The sequence below is a fragment of the Pseudarthrobacter linnaei genome (assembly GCF_055412825.1).
Genome location: NZ_JBVAYX010000005.1, coordinates 207,816 through 225,462 on the forward strand (window position 1 = coordinate 207,816; position 17,647 = coordinate 225,462).

Below are 17,647 nucleotides of genomic sequence, written 5' to 3' on the forward strand. Positions count from 1 at the left end.
CCGTCGTGTTCGGTCTCGGCGGCGCGCGCCACATGGCACGCGAGGATCAGAAACTGGCGCGGGTGTTCTGCGAAGGCTTCCGGCTGGGGTAAGGTGAATCTCGTTGTTCCCCGGGACCAGGTCCGGCCTTTCGGACGGTCCCACTGCGGCTGTAGCTCAATGGTAGAGCGCTAGCTTCCCAAGCTTGATACGCGGGTTCGATTCCCGTCAGCCGCTCCAATTCCCCGCACGGCCATGGCCGGAACCCAGCCCGGCGGACCTCCCGGACTGTTAGGTCGCAACCTGTATCGTTCGAAGTCAGGAACCTTTCCGGTTCCGCTACAGGAGCGATCATGGCTGACAAATCCCCCCGTCAAGAAGCATCCAAGAAGTCCGGCAAATCCATCAAGGAAAAGCGGGCTGACAAGAGGGCCGCTGCAGCGCCGCCCAGCTCGCTGGACAAGGCCACCAGCTCCAAGCCGGCGAGCCCCAAAAAGAAGTGAGCGGCGCCATGAGCCACCTCACCCTCGGAGTCCTTGCCACCACGCGGAAACCCGACGAGCGGCGCCTTCCGATCCACCCCCTCCACTTGGACCGCATCGCCCCGCAGCTCCGGGAGCAGCTGATTCTGGAAGAGGGCTACGGCGAGCGCTTCGGCGTTTCGGACGAGCACCTGGCACCGCTCGTGGGGCGCATCGTACCGCGCGCGCAGCTGCTGGCCGAGGCCGACGTCGTCCTCCTGCCCAAGCCGCAGCCCGAGGACCTCGCCGAACTGCGGGACGGGCAGGTCCTCTGGGGCTGGCCGCACTGTGTCCAGGACCGGGCCATCACGCAGCTGGCGATCGACAAGAAGCTCACCCTGATCGCCTTCGAGGCGATGAACCACTGGGCCAGCGACGGCGGCTTCGGCCTGCACGTGTTCCACAAGAACAACGAGCTGGCCGGCTACTGCTCCGTGCTGCACGCCCTGTCCCTGACCGGTACCACCGGGGATTACGGCCGGCGGCTGAGCGCCGTCGTCATCGGCTTCGGGGCCACGGCCCGCGGCGCGGTCACGGCCCTCAATGCCCACGGCGTCCACGACGTCCAGGTGCTGACCAACCGCGGGGTTGCCGCGGTGGGCTCCCCCATCCATTCGGTGCGGATCGCCCAGTTCGATCACGACCACCAGGCGCCGTTCCTCAGCCAGGTCATCACCGGGAGGGGCCGCGTGCCGCTTGCGCCGTTCCTGGCCGAGAGCGACATCGTGGTCAACTGCACCCTGCAGGACCCGAACGCGCCGCTGACGTACCTGCGGACGGAGGACCTGGACGCGTTCCGGCCAGGAAGCCTGATCGTGGACGTGTCCTGCGACGAGGGCATGGGCTTCAGCTGGGCGAAAACCACCACGTTCGCCGAGCCGAGGTTCAAGGTCGGGGACCATATCGACTACTACGCGGTGGACCACAGCCCGTCCTATCTCTGGAATTCCTCCAGCTGGGAAATCAGCGAGGCGCTGCTGCCGTTCCTGGAGACCGTGATCGCCGGCCCCGGGGCCTGGGCCGGGAACGAGACCATCCGCCGTGCGATCGAAATCCGCGACGGCGTGATCCTCAATCCGGACGTCCTGCAGTTCCAGCAGCGGAATCCGGAGTACCCGCACCTGCCGCTGGCGGACTAGCACCGCTCTCCCGGTTTCCGCTACAGAAGAGGACAGCCGCTGCCTGGATCCACGCAGCGGCTGTCCGAAAACTGTGTGGAAAGCTAGCGTGTGGCGGCTGCGCGGACAATCCTCACGAGCCGCCGCCGGTCCTTCAGGTCCACCTTGAGCATCAGCTGGTCGCGGCGCGCCAGAACGACGGCGACCGTCGCCGCGGCCAGTGCCGGCACCCCGCCGGAGACCAGGATGGCCGTGTGCGGATCCACATGCTCGGCCAGCCAGCCGAGCATCGGCCCGCCAATGGCCTGCCCGCCGATCAGCACCATGATGTACAGGCTCATGACGCGCCCGCGGATGGCCATATTGGAGCTGATCTGGACCAGCTGGTTGGCGGCGGTCAGGAACATCAGGCACCAGAACCCGGCCAGCACCATCGCCGCCCCGAACCACACCATCGAGGGCGCCAGCGAGGCGAGGCACAGCATCAGCCCGTACATTCCTGCCCCCAGGATCACCGAGCGCAGCCGGAGTTCCCTCCTGCGGGCGGACGTGATGGCCCCGGCCAGCGCCCCGAGGGCCACCAGCGCGTTCAGCAGGCCGTAGCCGCCGGCGCCGACGTCGTAGACGTGGTCCGCGAAGGCCGCCAGCAGCACCGGAAGGCTCATCGCGAACACGGCGATAAAGCCTGCCATCAGCCACGGCCAGTAGATGGTGGGTTTGCTCAGCGCATAGTCCAGCCCCTCCCGCAGCATGCCCTTGCGCTTGGGCACCGGCGCGCTGATGTGCAGCTGGTCCTTCCGCAGCGTGAGCAGCATCGCGACGGTGAAGCAGCAGGCGACGGCGTTCGCGGCGAACGCCCAGCCGGCCCCCACCGCGGTCAGCAGCAGCCCGGCGAGCGCCGGCCCGATCAGGCCGCCGAGCTGGAACGTCGTGGAATTGACGCTGATGGCGTTCCGCAGGTAGGCCGGGCCGACGAGTTCATTGACGAAGACCTGCCGCGCAGGCTGGTCCAGCACTGTGACCAGGCCCAGGGCAAGCGCGATCACGTACACGTGCCAGACCTCGATCCGCTGGCTCAGCGCCAGCACCGCGAGGATGGCCGCCAGCACCGCTGCCACCGACTGGCACAGCATCAGGATCTTTCGCTTCGCGAAACGGTCCGCCATCATGCCCGCCCACGGGCCCAGAAAGAGCGAGGGCAGGAACTGCAGCGCCACGGTGATCCCGACGGCGGTGACGGAACCGGAGAGCTGGAGCACCAGCCAGTCCTGCGCAATCCGCTGCATCCAGATGGCGATCACGGCGATGAAGTGGCCGATCGCGAAGATGCGGAAATTGCGGACTTTCAATGAGATGAAGGTGTGGCGCCAGGGAAGCCGCTGGCTGACGACGGCGATGGGCGCGGTGTTGGTGTCCGGCAGTGCAGTCACGTTGGCCTCTAACGGCGGAGGGGGTGCCACAGAAAGTCCTCAAAGGAGCGGGTGAGCGGGAATGCCTTAACGCTAAGCTGGCCGCAACAGATTGTGGAAGCTTATTCACCGCATAACTCGCATTACGAAACGCAATGCGGCGCGAGAACGCCGCAGTTCAGGAGACCGGATGTTCGAACCCGCCCAGCTGCGGTCCTTCCTGGCCGTCGCGGAAACTCTGAGTTTCACCAAGGCCGCGGAACGCCTGGGCCTGGCGCAGCCGACGGTCAGCCAGCACGTGCGCAAGCTCGAGGCCGCCGCGAAGCGGGTCCTGGTGGCACGGGACACCCGGGACGTGCGCCTGACCGACAACGGGGACGCCATGGCCGGGTTTGCCCGCAATATCCTGTCCGCGCACGACGCCGCCGCCCGCTACTTCTCCGGCTCGGCCATGCGCGGCCGGCTGCGTTTCGGCACCGCGGACGACCTCGCGATCACCGGACTGCCGCGGATCCTGCGGGAGTTCCGGCAGGTCTACCCGCAGATCAACCTGGAGCTGACGGTGGGCCAAAGCGACCAGCTCTACAAACGGCTCAACGCCGGCCAGCTGGATCTTGTCTTCGTCAAATGGGTGGCCGGGGCAAAGGACGGCACGGTGGTGCAGCAGGACTCCTTCGCCTGGGTGGGCCTGGAGCAGACCTCGCTGGACCCGGCGGAGTCCGTGCCGCTGATTGCCTACCCTGCTCCCAGCCTGAGCCGGAAGCTGGCCATCGACGCGCTCGAAGGCGCCGGCCGGACCTGGCGGATCACGTGCACCACACGGCAGATCAGCGGAGTGCTGGCCGCGGTCCGCGCCGGGATCGGGGTGGCGGTCATGCCGTCCTCACTGGTGCCGGACGACCTGAAGATCATCACCCGGCGCTTCGACCTGCCGCCGGTGGGCGACGTCGATTTCACCCTGATCCGCAATCCATTGGCCAACACTGAGGTGATCGAGGCCCTGACCCAGACCATCGCGGGCCGGACCCTGAAGCGCCCCGCCTGAGCGCCCTGCGAGGGCACCTGCGTACTCGCTGATGTACCTACTCGGATTGAGTACTTACGCATACCATTGATCCACTCGAGTTCGTGGCTTATCCTGAGTGTGTTGAAGGTCAAGCAGAGGCCAATGACAACGATTCGACACACGAACGCTGTCCCCTGGTCTGCCGTACGGCGACCCCCGGAAGCGTTCGGGATAGGCCGACAATGACGCCAGCCGTAAACCGCCCCCACACTCCCGGATCAGCCCGCAACCTCCAGCGTGTGGGCCCGCTTTCCCAGGTGGTGCACCGCGGTTCCGCCGCGCACCACCCCAGCCGCGGACGTCTGGACCCGCACCCTACGACCCTGGTGGAAGCCGAGTACGTCGGCAGTCCGTACTGCGAACGCTGTGGCACCGACGAGTTCATCTACCTGGAGACCTTTGTTCCGGCCACTCACCGCCGGGACGGTTCCATCAACAAACTGGGCGAAGTCACGTACTTCTGCTCCGGCTGCGACGACTTCTCCGCCCACGCCGTGCCGGCCTCGTGGGTTCCACCCGGTTGGTACTTCGGCTGAGTCAGCCGGCAGGCTCCTAGCGGAGCCACATAAACCACGAGCCGGGTGGCCACTATTGGAGGGTGGCCGCCCGGCTCGTTTGTGTCATCTCCCGGGAGGCGGACCCTAGATCAGTGCATCCGAGATGTGGTTCGGGGTGCCGAAGCGGTGCGCGGTGATGCTCACGGCCTGCTCGTGCAGGAAGGGCAGCAGTTCAACGCGTCCGGCTTCGGTGACCGGGTGGAAGTAGACCGCCAGGTCGGGACGTCCGCCGGTCGCCCCGGCCAGGGCCTTGGGGTCCCCGCCGAGGAGCCGGATCCGCGAGGTGGAGAGCCGGGCCGCGCCGGCGAGCCTGCCCGCGGAGGCCAGCCAGCCGGCGTCGTTCTCCACGGTCACGTCGATGCCGAGGCCGGAGAGCACGGTGCGCAGTTGGGCGGGGGGTTCGACGGCGGTGGACACCGCCAGCGCGGAGCCGGCCAGGACGCCGGCCGCGACGGTCCGGACCATGTCGGCAAGCGGTTCGCCTTCGGAGAGCCGCACCGTGACCGGCAGGGCACGGTAGCGGAAGATGTTCCGCTCGGCGCTGAGCCCGGAGACGTCCTTGGCCGTGCCGAATTCCTCGGCCCAGGCGAGGGCGTCAGAGGCCAGGGAACGCTGCAGCGGCTCCAGCTCGCCGCCGGCCAGGAAGCCCCGGGCTGCCTGCTCGAGCCGGCGGACGCCGGCATGCTCGGCCGCCTTGCCGGCCGCGGCGCTGGGCCTGCTGACCCATTCGCCGAGCCCGACGAGGTAGTTGGGCCCGCCGGCCTTGGTGCCGGCGCCGACGGCGGATTTCTTCCAGCCGCCGAAGGGCTGGCGCTGCACGATGGCGCCGGTGATGCCGCGGTTGACGTAGAGGTTGCCTGCCTGGACCTTCTCGAGCCAGAGGTCCAGTTCGGCCGGGTCCAGCGAATGTAGGCCGGAGGTGAGGCCGTACTCGATCTGGTTCTGGATGGCGATGGCGTCCTCCAGGGTTGCGGCGGTCATCACCCCCAGGACGGGGCCGAAGAATTCTGTGAGGTGGAAGTAGGAGCCGCGGCGCACCCCGGAGCGTACGCCCGGGCTCCACAGCCTGCCCGTCCCGTCCAGCTGCTTGGGCTCGACGGCCCAGCTTTCGCCTTCGCCGAGCGTGGTGAGGGCGGTGAGGAGCTTGCCGCCGGCGGGTTCGATGATCGGGCCCATCTGGCTGGACGGATCCTCCGGGTAGCCGACCTTCAGGGACGTGACGGCGTCGATCAGCTGGTTGTGGAACCGCTTGGATTTGGCCACTGATCCCACCAGGATCACCAGCGAGGCGGCGGAGCACTTCTGCCCGGCGTGGCCGAAGGCGGAGTACGCGACGTCCTTGGCGGCGAGGTCCAGGTCGGCGCTCGGGGTGACGATGATGGCGTTCTTGCCGCTGGTCTCGGCCAGCAGCGGAAGGTCCTGGCGGAAGGACCGGAACAGTTCGGCGGTCTCGTAGCCGCCGGTGAGGATCACCCGGTCCACTGCGGGGTGGGAGATCAGCTGCCGGCCAAGCTCGCGCTCGCCCAGCTGGACCATGGTCAGGACGTCCCGCGGGACGCCGGCCTCCCAGAGCGCCTCGATCATCACCGCACCGCTGCGGCGGGCCTGCTTGGCGGGCTTGATCACGACGGCGGAGCCGGCGGCGAGGGCGGCCAGGGTGGAGCCGGCCGGGATGGCGACCGGGAAGTTCCATGGCGGGGTCACCACGGTGAGCTTTGCCGGGACGAAGGTGGCGCCGTCGACGTCGTCGAGCTTGCGGGCCGCTTCGGCGTAGTAGTGCGCGAAGTCGACGGCCTCGCTGACTTCCGGGTCGCCCTGGTCGATGGTCTTGCCGGTTTCGCTGGCCATGACCTCCAGCAGGTCGGCGCGGCGGGCTTCCAGGACATCGCCGGCGCGGTGCAGGATCGCCGCACGCTCGTTCCCGGAGAGGGCGCCCCAGGTCTTGCCCTTTTCCACTGCGGTGTCGATCACGGTGTTGAGGGTCTGCCCGTCGTCGATGGTGGCCGCAGTGACGGCGGCGTTGCCGAGAGTCGAGGACGGGACCCGCTCCAGGATGGCACGGCCCCAGTCGCGGTTGGCGGGCAGCGAGGGGTCGGTGTCCGCGGTGTTCTCGAAGGAGTCGTGCGGCAGCGGCCCGGCCGGAAGGCTGCGGTTCTGCCGGCGGTTGGGCGGCGGGACCTCGTCGTCGAGCCTGGCGAGGGAGGCCAGGAAGCGCTGCTTCTCGCGTTCGAAGAGGGATTCGTTCTCGCTGAGTTCAAAGACCGCGGACATGAAGTTGTCCTGGCTGGCGCCTTCCTCGAGCCGGCGGATCAGGTAGGCAATCGCGACGTCGAATTCGGCCGGGTGGACCACCGGGGTGTAGAGCAGCAGCGAGCCGACGTCTTGCTTGACGGCTTCAGCCTGGCCCTGGGCCATGCCGAGCAGCATCTCGAACTCGATTCCCGATTCCACGCCGCGCTGCTTGGCCAGCAGCCAGGCGAACGCGATGTCGAAGAGGTTGTGGCCGGCGACGCCGATCCGGATGTTGCCGACCCGGTCCGGATGCAGCGCGTAGTGGATGACGCGCTTGTAGTTGGTGTCTGAGTCCTGCTTGGTGCCCCAGGTGGCGAGCGGCCAGTCGTGCAGGGACGCCTCGACCTGCTCCATCGGCAGGTTGGCGCCCTTCACCACGCGGACCTTGATCGCGGCGCCGCCGGCCGCGCGGCGGGCCGAGGCCCAGTCCTGCAGGCGGATCATGGCGGCGAGCGCGTCCGGGAGGTAGGCCTGCAGCACAATGCCGGCCTCGAGGTCCTTGAACTCGGGCTTGTCCAGGATCCGGGTGAAGACCGCGATGGTCATGTCCAGGTCTTTGTACTCCTCCATGTCCAGGTTGATGAATTTGGCTTTCCCTCCGCCGACGGCAAAGGCGGCGGCGCGGGCGAAGAGCGGGGTGAGCTTCGCGACGACGTGCTCGACGGCCTCGTCGAAGGCCCAGGCCGAGTGCGGGGCCACCGTGGAGGAGACCTTGATGGAGACGTAGTCGACGTCGGGGCGGGAAAGCAGCTTGTGCGTTCCCTCGAGGCGGCGCCCGGCCTCGTGCTCGCCGAGCACGGCCTCGCCCAGGAGGTTGACGTTGAGCTTGATGCCGTCCTTGCGGATCCTGGCGATGGCCGGGCCCAGCTTGGCGTCCGTGGCATCGACGATGAGGTGGCCGACCATTTCGCGGAGCACCCGGCGGGCGATCGGGATGACCACCTGCGGCAGCACCGGAGCCAGGGTGCCGCCGACGCGCACGGCGCCGCGCATGTACCAGGGCAGGAAGGCGGGAACCTTGGGGGCCAGCACGGCGAGGTTGCGGGCGGCGACTGCCAGGTCCTCGGGGCGGACGACGCCGTCGACGAACCCGACGGTGAAGTCCAGGCCGTTGGGATCCTTCAGGACGCCCGCGAGCTGCTCGGCGGAGGCGTCCACCGGGACCTTCGCCGCCTCGGTGAGCCAGTGGCGTACCAGCCCGATGGTCGCCTCCGCGAGGGCCGCGGCCTCAAGGACCGGGGAGCCTTCCGAGACGGGTGCGTGCCCGGCAGCGCTGCTGGCGTTCACACCGGACTCCGTTGAAATGTTGGTCATGGCTGGCGCTCGTTCTTTCTCAATGAAGGGACCGTTCTAGATTCAGTATGCGACCGGATTTTCATAAGATAAAGCGATGTTTTCCGAGCAATACTGGTCAGAAAAGTCGAAGGTTCCCGAGGCGGGGTCGACCGCCCCCGAACACACGAATGCGCTATCACTTTTGGCTCCCAAAAGGCGTGAATGGGAGCCAAAAGTGATAGCGCAACTCGGGTTGATCGGTCAGGCGAGGGGGCGGTGCATCTCCACGAGTTCTTCGTGCCGCGGGCTGTCCGGATTCATCAGCGAGTGCTTGCGGCCATAGCCGAAGTAGATGACCAGGCCAATGATCAGCCAGACGCCGAAGCGGGCCCAGGTCTCCCAGTGCAGCTGGAACATCAGGAACGCCGATGCCAGCACGCCGAAGGCCGGAACCACCGGCATCCACGGCAGCCGGAAGGTGCGAGGGGCATCGGGCTTCGTGTAGCGGAACACGATGACCGAGAAGCAGACGACGACGAACGCGGCCAGGATGCCGATGTTGGTGAGGTCGGCGACGGCCTTGATCGGGAAGACGCCGGCCAGCAGGGCCGAGCCGATCCCCGCGATCCAGGTGACGCGCTGCGGCGTGCCGTGGCGGTCCGTCTTGGCGAACCAGCCGGGGAGCAGCCCGTCGCGGCTCATCGAGAACCAGACGCGGGTGACACCGAGCAGGAAGGTGAGCATGACGGTCAGAATGGAGAGCACGGCAAAGACCGAGATGATCGTGGCAATGACCGGCAAGCCCACGCTGTTGAACGCGGAGGCGAAGCCGGCCTTGGGGTCAATTTCCTGGTAGTTCTGCATGCCGGTGAGCACCAGGGTGGCGGCGACGTAGAGGAGCATTGCGATGATCAGGGACATGATGATCGCCTTGGGCATGTGCTTCTTGCCGTCCTTCGCCTCTTCCGCGGCGGTGCTCATCGCGTCGTACCCGAACACGGCGAAGAACACCGTGGCCGCACCCGCCACGACCGGGCCGAAGCCGCTGGGCATAAACGGGTTGTAGTTGCCGGTGTCGATGTAGAAGATGCCGAGGCCGATGATGAAGAGGATCAGAATGACCTTGATGGCGACGGCAAAGAGTTCGAAGCGTCCGAAGGTCTTGGTGCCGCGGGAGAGGATCCAGGTCACGATCAGGCAGACGACGATCGCCGGGATGTTGACGATGCCACCGGTGCCTTCATCCGGCGTCGCAGTCATCCAGACGGGCATGTTGATACCGATGCCGGTCAGGAAGGCATCGAAGTAGCCGGAAATGCCGATGGCCACCACGGCCACGATCGCGATGTATTCCAGCAGCAGGTCCCAGCCAATGAACCAGCCGATGATTTCGCCGAGCGCGACGTAGCCATAGGTGTAGGCCGAACCGGCCCGCGGGATCATGCCCGCGAACTCCGCGTAGGACAATGCCGCCGCCGCGGAGGCGAGGCCCGCGATCAGGAAGGAGAACAGCACCGCCGGGCCAACGCCGGGCTCCGTCTCGCTGCCGTGGGCCACGAGGCCTGCCAGGGAGAAGATGCCGACGCCGATGATGCCGCCGACGCCGATGGCGGTCAGTTGCCAGAGCCCGAGGCTCTTCATCAATCCGCTGTGTAGGCTTTCTTCCTCGATGTCGTCGATGGGCTTGCGCCGCATGATCGACTTGCTCATGTCTTTTGTACTCATCAGGGTCTCCTGCTTAGGTGTGGTGCCCATCAATCCACCCTGTGATGGGAATTACTCAACGACAACAGTATGCAAGCCGGATTGCATTAGATAAAGTGAATTCTCCTAATCAATAACCATTAGAATTCACAAAGGAATAGCGATGCTGGATGTCCGGCGGTTGCGCCTGCTGCGCGAACTGAAGATCCGGGGCACCCTGGCCGAAGTCGCGGAGGCGCTCCAGTACAGCCCCTCCTCGGTCTCACAGCAGCTGGCCCTCCTGGAAAAGGAAGCCGGCGTCGAGCTGCTTCGCAAGACCGGACGCCGGGTCCAGCTCACCCCGCAGGCCGAGGTCCTGGTGGCACACACGGCGCAGCTGCTGGAAACACTGGAACAGGCCGAGGCTGACCTGGCCGCGTCGCTGACCACCGTGACGGGCACGGTCCGTATCGCTGTCTTCCAGTCCGCGGCGCTCGCCCTGATGCCGGACGCCCTCACCCGGATGTCGTCCCGGTATCCGGAAGTGCGGATTGAAATGACCCAGCGTGAACCCGAAACGGCACTTCACGAGACGTGGGCCCGGGACTTCGATCTGGTCATTGCCGAGCAGTACCCCGGACACGCGGCGCCCCGGTATGCCGAACTCGACCGGCTCCGGCTTACCAGCGACGCGATCCGCCTCGCCGTTCCGCCGCGTTCCCCCGGCCACCCGGCGGTAACGGCGCTTCCGGAGACCGCCGGGATGGCCTGGGTAATGGAGCCGCGCGGGGCGGCGTCACGGCACTGGGCCGAGCAGGCCTGCCGCAGCGCCGGGTTCGAACCCGACGTCCGCTACGAGACGGCCGACCTGCAGGCCCAGATCCGGCTGATCGAATCCGGCAACGCCGTGGCCCTCATGCCGGACCTGGTCTGGACCGGGCGGGGGACGACGTCGCAACTGATCACCCTGCCCGGTGATCCGCACCGGACCATCTTCACCTCGGTGCGGCGCTCCAGCGCCTCGCGCCCGGCCATCCTCGCCGCCCGGGAGATCCTCGCCGAGACTGCCGCGTCCATCCCGCCCGCCGGCCCGTAACGTGGCCGACGGTGTCGGTTGGCTCACAGCGATTGCGGCGGGCCGGCGCTACACTGGTGCCGTTATGAATCGCACAATATTCAAGTCCAAAATCCACCGCGCCACGGTCACGCACGCGGACCTCCACTACGTCGGTTCGGTCACCGTGGACCTGGATCTGCTGGAAGCGGCCGACATCCTTCCCGGCGAACTGGTGTCCATAGTTGACGTCACCAACGGCGCCCGGCTGGAGACCTACACGATCGCCGGCGAGCGGGGCTCCGGCGTCATTGGGATCAACGGTGCTGCCGCGCACCTCATGCACGAGAACGACATCATTATTCTGATCACCTACGCCCAGATGACCACGGATGAGGCCAAGGCCTACAGCCCCAGGGTGGTCCATGTGGACACGGACAACAGGATCGTCAAGATCGGCAACGACCCTGCGGAGGGCCACACCCCCGGGATCATGCGCCCGCCGTACGCGCTGAACAACGCCGCGCTCAACTGACGCCTGTAAACCGCGGACGTACTTCCGCCGTAAACAGGTGCCCGGCACTAATAAAGCTGATTAGTCTGGGAGGGTGACTGCCACCCCTTTCCCGCCTTCCACGGTGCGGACCGCCGCGTGCTAGGGGTCCTGGCCGGCTTCTTTGTCGTCTGGTGCATCATCCTGGTGGGCATGTTTGTCGGGCGGCGCGGCATCCTGGGCGAAAACGCCCGCTCCGTGCTGAGCGCCCTGACGTTCTTCGTCGCCAGCCCCGCCCTGCTGTTCGAAACGCTCAGCAAGGCCAGACTGCAGGACGTCTTCGCCGCGCCGCTCCTGGTCACAGCGTTCGGCGCCATCGCGACGGCGGCCCTGTTTTTCACCATTGTCCGTTTCCTGCTCAAACGTTCGGTGCCGGAATCCCTGACGTCCTCGATGGGCGCCTCGCTGGCCAACTCCGCCAATCTGGGCATCCCCATCGCCGTGTTTGTCCTCGGGGACGCCAGTTACGTCGCCCCGCTGCTGATCTTCCAGCTGGCGTTCTTCACGCCGCTGTTCCTGATGGCCCTCGATGCCACCACCAGCAGCCACCGGACCACGGCGCTGGGGTTCGGGCTCATGATCCTGCGGAATCCGATGATCGTGGGCTCCGGCCTCGGCCTCGTTGTCGCGGGGACGGGCTGGCAGGTCCCGGAGCTCCTTATGCAGCCCATCCACCTGATCGGCGGCGCCGCGATTCCGGCCATGCTGCTGGCCTTCGGCATGAGCCTCAACGGCTCCCGGCCGCTGCAGGCCTCGGCCGGCCGGCGGCTGGACACCCTGCTGGCCAGCGGTTTCAAGCTCATCGTCCACCCGGCGCTGGCCTATGTTTTCGCCCGTTTCGCGCTCGGCATGGAGGGCCAGGCGCTCTTCGCGGTCGTCGTCACCTCGGCCCTGCCCACGGCGCAGAACGTCTTCGTCGCCGCCAGCCGGTACCAGACCGGCCTCACTGTGGCCAGGGACACCGTGCTTATCACGACCATCGTCGCCGTGCCGGCCATGATCGGCGTCGCGCTGCTGCTTGCCTGACGCCCGACCGGGTGCGCCCGCAGCCGTCACACCAACGCGGGGTCAGATCGCGCCCATTTTGGGCCCCGGCATGGGCGCGATGTGACCCCGCGTTGCTGTGCGCGCCGGTAGGCTGGGACCGGTCTCGAGCTGCTCCGCCGAGACGTGGGCAGCAGCACGAAGGGGGAAAATTGCAGAGGGTAAAACCACACGGCACCGCGGGATCCAGAACCGCCCGATCCGGCGCCGTCGACTGGGTCGCCGCCGGGCTGGCAGGACTGCTGTTGGTCTCCGCCACGGCGTGCGCCGGCCCCGGGACGGCCCCGGCTGCAGCGCCGGCCCCCGCCGCGAGCTCCACCGCCTCCGCCGGGAGCCCCGCGCCCACCGCAGCGGGCGGCACCCCGGACCCCGTCACAAGTGAGGACGCCCCGACCGTGCAGCCGGCCGCCGCCGGCAGGGCCCTGGACGTGCTGGCCACGATCCCGGTCAAAGGACGGGCCCCGAAGACCGGTTATTCGCGCGACCACTTCGGCCAGGCCTGGGCCGACGTCGACCGCAACGGCTGCGACACCCGCAACGACATGCTCCGCCGGGATCTGACCGACCTCGCCCTCAAACCCGGCACCCGGGACTGCGTTGTCCTCTCCGGTATCCTGAACGACCCCTACACGGCAACCCTGATCAACTTCCTCCGCGGCACCAGCACCAGCCCCGCCGTGCAGATTGACCATGTGGTGGCGCTCAGCGATGCCTGGCAGAAGGGCGCCCAGCAGCTCACCGAGGCCCAGCGGCTCTCCTTCGCCAACGATCCGCTGAACCTGCTCGCGGTGGACGGCGCCACCAACCAGCAAAAGAGCGACGGCGACGCCGCCACCTGGCTGCCGCCGAACAAGTCCTACCGCTGCGACTACGTAGCCCGCCAGATCTCGGTCAAGTCCAGCTACGGGCTGTGGGTCACCCGGGCGGAACACGACGCGATGGCACGGGTGCTGACTGACTGCCGGGACTCCCCCATCCCCGCCGGCCAGGAAGCACCGGCACCGGCCGAACCCCAACCGGCGCCGCCGGCCGCCGCCTCGCCTGCTCCAGCGGCCAGCGCCGCACCCGCGCCGGCCGCCCCACCCGTCTCGACGGCTGTGTACTACGCGAACTGCGCCGCCGCCCGTGCCGCCGGGGCCGCGCCGCTGCGGGCGGGTCAGCCGGGCTACCGCGAGCAGATGGACGGCGACCGCGACGGCGTCGCCTGCGAATAGCGGCGTCGCCCGCGAATAACGGGGGCGCCCGCGAATAACGGGGGGCGCCGGTTCAACCCGGGGCGCGCCTAAGTCATCGGCAGCGCGTCCAGCAGCCGCGCGCAGCGGATGAAGCCCAGGTGCGAGTACGCCTGCGGGTGGTTCCCCAGGTGCGTTTCGGTGCCCGGGTCGTACTCCTCCGGCAGCAGCCCGGTGGGCCCGAACAGGTTGACCAGCTGGTCGAACAGGTCCCATGCCTCCTCGAGCCGCCCCACCGCCACGTAGGCCTCGATCAGCCACGTGGTGCAGATGTGGAAGCCGCCCTCCAGGCCCGGCAGGCCGTCGTCGTACCGGTAGCGGAACACGGTGGGCCCCACTCGCAGTTCCCGTTCCACCGCCGTGACGGTGTCCAGGAAGCGCTGGTCGGAGACGTCCAGGAGTCCGGAGAGCCCGACGTGCAGCACCGCGGCATCCAGATCCGGACTGTCGTAAGCGACGGTGTAGGAAGCTGCACTCTCATCCCAGCCCTCGCGCAGGACCTCCGCCCGGATGGCCGCCGCCGTCGGCTCCCACGCCGGAAGCGGCGTCCGGCCGTGCCGGGCGGCGGTGCGCAGCGCCCGGTCCAGCGCCACCCAGCACATCACCTTGGTGTACACATGGTGCCGGGGTGCCCGCCGGGCTTCCCAAATCCCGTGGTCCGCCTCGTGCCAGCGGGCCAGGACAGCCGAGGCCATCTGGACCATCAGCTCCCAGTGCGCGTCGTCCAGCGCCCCCTGCCGTGCGCTCAGGGCATCGATCAGCTCGGCGACCGGCCCGAACACGTCCAGCTGCACCTGGTGGTCCGCGGCGTTGCCGATCCGGACGGGGCGGGAGCCCGCGTTTCCGGGGAGGCTCTCGATAATGGCTTCGGTGGACAGCGGCGCCCCGGTGACGGAATACAGCGGGTGCAGCCACTCCGGTCCGGGCGCGTGGGCCAGGATCCGCCCCAGCCAGGCCAGGAACCCCTCCGCCTCCGACGTCGAGCCGAGGTCCACCAGCGCGTTGACCGTCATGGAGCCGTCCCGCAGCCAGCAGTACCGGTAATCCCAGTTCCGGGTGCCGCCAATCCCCTCAGGCAGCGAGGTGGTCGGCGCCGCCAGCACGGCGCCGGTGGGCTCGTGGACCAGGGCGCGGAGCACCAGGGCGGACCGGCGGACCAGCGAGGGTTTCACGGCGGGCAGCTGCAGCGCCTGCACCCAGCGCCGGGAATGGTGCGCGACGGCGGCGCGGCGCGAGTTCTCCTCCGGCTGTTCCGCGCGCTGGAGTTCCGTGTCGCCGCAGCGCAGGTTCAGCACCACGGGACCGTGCCGCAGCTCGACGTCGGCCGTCGCGGTACCGTGGCGGCCGTCCGAGGTGAGGGTGAATCTGACGCCGGGGGCGAGCAGCATGATCGGGTCCGCGGTCCCCACAACGTGCAGCTCCGCACCGCGGGCCTCCATGATGAAGGGCGCATTCGCGTAGTCCGGGCGGGGCGCAAAGACAATCCGCGCCGTTCCCGTGCCGGAAAGCACCCGGACCAGGCTGGTCACCCCTTCCGGCGCCGGTTCCAGATAGTCAGTGACGGTGACGTCGGCCCAGCGGGTTTCCACGATCATGGTGCTGTCCACATAGCGCTGGCCCAGGACCTGCGAGGCCTTCACTGGTTCCACCGAAAAGTGGCCGGCCGCGTCGCCGCCGAGGAGGTGCGCAAAAAGGGATCCCGAGTGCGGCAGCGGGTGGCTCATCCAGCAGATTCTGGCGTCCGGGGTGATGAGCGCGGTGGAGGTGCCGTTACCGATCAGCGAATGCCGCTCCAGGCCGACGGCGTCCTCCCCGAACAGCCAGGCCCGCCGCAGTTCAAAGACGATGGCCAGCACCCGGGCGAAGGACTCGGGGTCCCGCAGCCGGTGCGCGGCCAGCGTGGGCCCCTCCCCCACCCGCAGTGCCATGTCCGGCCCGCGCAGGTTGGCCATCGCCAGCTCATCGCTGGCGGCATCCCCCGCGTACAGGACCGCGCTGGCACCGAGCATGGAGCGCAGGTGTTCCAGGGCAGTGGCCTTGGCCGGCTCCACCACGGACAGGTCCAGGACCGAGCCGTCCACGATGAAGGATAGCCCGTGCGCGCGGGCGATTTTTTCCGCCTGCCCGGTGGCCAGCGCGACGACATCGGGGGCGGCCGGGCGGGTGTGCACGGACACGGCGACGGGCTTTCGCTCGATGGTGATGCCGCGGTAGGCGCCCACCGTTTCGGCGAGCGCCTGGCTGGCCTGCTGCAGCACGGATTCGGTGGCCAGGGACAGCCCGTGGGCGTAGCCCATGTCGAACTCGGCGCCGTGCGAGCCGACCAGGTGCACCTCGGCCGGGAGCCGTGAGACGGCGGCCAGGTCGCGCAGGGAACGCCCTGAGATGACGGCCGCGTGCGTGTTGGGGAGGGCAGCCAGGGCCCGGAGGGCAATCGCGGCGCTGCCCAGCGGCAGGGTCTCGGTGGAGGCGCCTTCCGCGGTGCACAAAGTCCCGCCGTAATTGCAGGCGACGAGGAGCCCGGGGGTACGGGCCAGGATCTTGAGTTCGGCGAGCAGTTGCGGCGTCAGCCCGTCGTCGGCGGCGTTGGTCTGCACGAAGGCGCGGAGCAGGCCCAGCGGCAGGGACTTCGTCAGGAGGGCAGAGTCAGCCAGGGACTGGCTGAGTGGAGTGGGCATGTGCGGGGTCCTTCGAGTAGTCCCCAATGCCTGCGTAAGACCGTCCGTGAAGGACGTACTTCCAGTATCCTCTTGGCCGGTTTCCCGCGGATGTCCCGGCGGTTGCAGCTGTGTAACATCCGCAGCCGCCGGGACACCCGGACCCCTAGACCCGGACCAGTCCGGCGGCGTCGGCCAGCAGCTGCACCGAGCGCAGCCGGGCCCCGGTGCCGGTGCTCTGGTGCGCGACGATGAGCTCGTCGGCGTCGGCGTGGGCGGTGAATTCGTCCAGGTATTCCAGCACGGCGTCCGGGGTGCCCACAGCGGAGTACTTCATCATCTGGGCCACGTGCTGGCCCTGCGGCGAGTCCAGGATCATGTCCGCCTCGTCGTCGCTGAACTCGCGGCCGTTGCCGAAGAACAGCGAGACACGGGCGCGTTTGGTGGCGTGGAACATCTGCTGCGCCTCGGCCGCGGAATCCGCCGCGATCACGTTGACGCCGGCGATCACGTGCGGGGCGTCCAGCTGCGCGGACGGCTGGAAGTCGCGGCGGTAGATCGCGACGGCGTCCTGCAGTGCGTTGGGCGCGAAGTGCGAGGCGAAGGCGTAGGGCAGACCCAGCTGCGCGGCGAGCTTGGCGCCGAACAGCGAGGATCCCAGGATGTACAGCGGCACATTGGTGCCCTTGCCCGGGGTGGCTTCCACGCCCTGGATGCGGGTGGGGCCGGTCAGGTAACCCTGGAGTTCCAGCACGTCCTGCGGAAAGCTGTCCGAGGACATCGGGTCGCGGCGCAGGGCCCGCAGCGTGTTCTGGTCGCTTCCGGGCGCGCGGCCCAGGCCCAGGTCGATCCGTCCCGGGTGCAGGGTTTCGAGGGTGCCGAACTGCTCGGCGATGGTCAGCGGCGAGTGGTTGGGCAGCATCACGCCGCCGGCGCCGAGCCGGATGCTCCCGGTCTGCGCGGCGACGTGGGCGATCAGCACACTGGTGGCCGAGGATGCGATGGCGGACATGTTGTGGTGCTCGGCGTACCAGACCCGCCGGTACCCCAGCTGCTCGGCAAGCTGCGCCATCGCGACGCTCCCCGCGAGGCTCTCTGCCGCCGTCTGGCCCTTGCCGATGGTTGCCAGGTCAAGGATGGAAAGCGGAACAGTCACGGAAAAGCCGGCCTTTCGTAGCGGGGAAGTCTCAGGTGCCGCGCCGGATCC

Annotated in this window: 13 protein-coding genes and 1 tRNA gene; 9 read left to right on the top strand and 5 right to left on the bottom strand. The window is 68.2% G+C overall.

From position 1 onward, the window contains the following. Positions 1-145 precede the first annotated feature (145 nt). From ACZYZ3_RS07450 to ACZYZ3_RS07460, 3 genes are all read left to right on the top strand, one after another. Positions 146-219: transfer RNA gene (locus ACZYZ3_RS07450), tRNA-Gly, on the top strand. 113 nt (positions 220-332) lie between these two features. Further along, positions 333-482, top strand: coding sequence for a hypothetical protein (locus ACZYZ3_RS07455; RefSeq protein WP_463963187.1), 150 nt, complete (start codon positions 333-335; stop codon positions 480-482). An 8-nt stretch (positions 483-490) separates the two neighbouring features. Beyond that, positions 491-1,639, top strand: a complete 1,149-nt coding sequence (locus tag ACZYZ3_RS07460) for a N(5)-(carboxyethyl)ornithine synthase (RefSeq protein WP_463963188.1) — start codon at positions 491-493, stop codon at positions 1,637-1,639. Between the two features lie 83 nt (positions 1,640-1,722). Here the strand turns inward: ACZYZ3_RS07460 and ACZYZ3_RS07465 are convergent, their stop codons facing one another. Further along, positions 1,723-3,078, bottom strand: a complete 1,356-nt coding sequence (locus ACZYZ3_RS07465) for an MFS transporter (protein ID WP_463963189.1) — start codon at positions 3,076-3,078, stop codon at positions 1,723-1,725. 139 nt (positions 3,079-3,217) lie between these two features. On the opposite strand from ACZYZ3_RS07465, the gene ACZYZ3_RS07470 reads away from it, so the two are divergent. Together ACZYZ3_RS07470 and ACZYZ3_RS07475 are read left to right on the top strand one after the other, a co-directional pair. Beyond that, on the top strand, positions 3,218-4,072 hold the full coding sequence (locus ACZYZ3_RS07470) for a LysR substrate-binding domain-containing protein (protein WP_463963190.1): 855 nt from the start codon (positions 3,218-3,220) through the stop codon (positions 4,070-4,072). A gap of 203 nt (positions 4,073-4,275) precedes the next feature. After that, the gene (locus ACZYZ3_RS07475; protein WP_463963191.1) at positions 4,276-4,629 is read left to right on the top strand and encodes a hypothetical protein; all 354 of its coding nucleotides are present in this window, start codon (positions 4,276-4,278) and stop codon (positions 4,627-4,629) included. A 105-nt stretch (positions 4,630-4,734) separates the two neighbouring features. Here ACZYZ3_RS07475 and ACZYZ3_RS07480 read toward each other — a convergent pair whose 3' ends face one another. Both ACZYZ3_RS07480 and ACZYZ3_RS07485 read right to left on the bottom strand, forming a co-directional pair. Beyond that, positions 4,735-8,256 (bottom strand): bifunctional proline dehydrogenase/L-glutamate gamma-semialdehyde dehydrogenase, encoded by a 3,522-nt coding sequence (locus ACZYZ3_RS07480; protein WP_463963192.1) that lies wholly within the window; start codon positions 8,254-8,256, stop codon positions 4,735-4,737. A gap of 222 nt (positions 8,257-8,478) precedes the next feature. Further along, positions 8,479-9,942, bottom strand: a complete 1,464-nt coding sequence (locus tag ACZYZ3_RS07485; protein ID WP_463963193.1) for an amino acid permease — start codon at positions 9,940-9,942, stop codon at positions 8,479-8,481. Positions 9,943-10,084: 142 nt separating this feature from the next. Between ACZYZ3_RS07485 and ACZYZ3_RS07490 the strand changes: the two genes are divergently transcribed. The 4 genes from ACZYZ3_RS07490 to ACZYZ3_RS07505 all read left to right on the top strand — a co-directional run bounded on the left by ACZYZ3_RS07490 (position 10,085) and on the right by ACZYZ3_RS07505 (position 13,765). Next, on the top strand, positions 10,085-10,996 hold the full coding sequence (locus ACZYZ3_RS07490) for a LysR substrate-binding domain-containing protein (RefSeq protein ID WP_463963194.1): 912 nt from the start codon (positions 10,085-10,087) through the stop codon (positions 10,994-10,996). A gap of 64 nt (positions 10,997-11,060) precedes the next feature. Then, positions 11,061-11,489, top strand: a complete 429-nt coding sequence (gene panD, locus ACZYZ3_RS07495; RefSeq protein WP_463963195.1) for an aspartate 1-decarboxylase — start codon at positions 11,061-11,063, stop codon at positions 11,487-11,489. A 117-nt stretch (positions 11,490-11,606) separates the two neighbouring features. Then, a complete protein-coding gene (locus tag ACZYZ3_RS07500; RefSeq protein ID WP_463963196.1) occupies positions 11,607-12,533 on the top strand; it encodes an AEC family transporter in 927 nt (308 codons plus the stop codon). Between the two features lie 170 nt (positions 12,534-12,703). Beyond that, on the top strand, positions 12,704-13,765 hold the full coding sequence (locus ACZYZ3_RS07505; RefSeq protein WP_463963197.1) for a GmrSD restriction endonuclease domain-containing protein: 1,062 nt from the start codon (positions 12,704-12,706) through the stop codon (positions 13,763-13,765). Between the two features lie 68 nt (positions 13,766-13,833). On the opposite strand, the gene ACZYZ3_RS07510 is transcribed toward ACZYZ3_RS07505, so the two are convergent. Continuing rightward, on the bottom strand, positions 13,834-16,461 hold the full coding sequence (locus ACZYZ3_RS07510) for a trehalase-like domain-containing protein (RefSeq protein WP_463963198.1): 2,628 nt from the start codon (positions 16,459-16,461) through the stop codon (positions 13,834-13,836). 145 nt (positions 16,462-16,606) lie between these two features. Continuing rightward, positions 16,607-17,596, bottom strand: a complete 990-nt coding sequence (locus ACZYZ3_RS07515) for an LLM class flavin-dependent oxidoreductase (protein WP_463963199.1) — start codon at positions 17,594-17,596, stop codon at positions 16,607-16,609. Between the last annotated feature and the right edge of the window lie 51 nt (positions 17,597-17,647).

Excerpts from the sequence above, each read along its gene's own strand:
- ACZYZ3_RS07455 (WP_463963187.1), top strand. The coding sequence starts at position 333 with ATGGCTGACAAATCCCCCCGTCAAGAAGCATCCAAGAAGTCCGGCAAA.
- ACZYZ3_RS07460 (WP_463963188.1), top strand. The coding sequence starts at position 491 with ATGAGCCACCTCACCCTCGGAGTCCTTGCCACCACGCGGAAACCCGAC.
- ACZYZ3_RS07470 (WP_463963190.1), top strand. The coding sequence starts at position 3,218 with ATGTTCGAACCCGCCCAGCTGCGGTCCTTCCTGGCCGTCGCGGAAACT.
- ACZYZ3_RS07475 (WP_463963191.1), top strand. The coding sequence starts at position 4,276 with ATGACGCCAGCCGTAAACCGCCCCCACACTCCCGGATCAGCCCGCAAC.
- ACZYZ3_RS07480 (WP_463963192.1), bottom strand. The coding sequence starts at position 8,256 with ATGACCAACATTTCAACGGAGTCCGGTGTGAACGCCAGCAGCGCTGCC.
- ACZYZ3_RS07485 (WP_463963193.1), bottom strand. The coding sequence starts at position 9,942 with ATGAGTACAAAAGACATGAGCAAGTCGATCATGCGGCGCAAGCCCATC.
- ACZYZ3_RS07490 (WP_463963194.1), top strand. The coding sequence starts at position 10,085 with ATGCTGGATGTCCGGCGGTTGCGCCTGCTGCGCGAACTGAAGATCCGG.
- panD (WP_463963195.1), top strand. The coding sequence starts at position 11,061 with ATGAATCGCACAATATTCAAGTCCAAAATCCACCGCGCCACGGTCACG.
- ACZYZ3_RS07510 (WP_463963198.1), bottom strand. The coding sequence starts at position 16,461 with ATGCCCACTCCACTCAGCCAGTCCCTGGCTGACTCTGCCCTCCTGACG.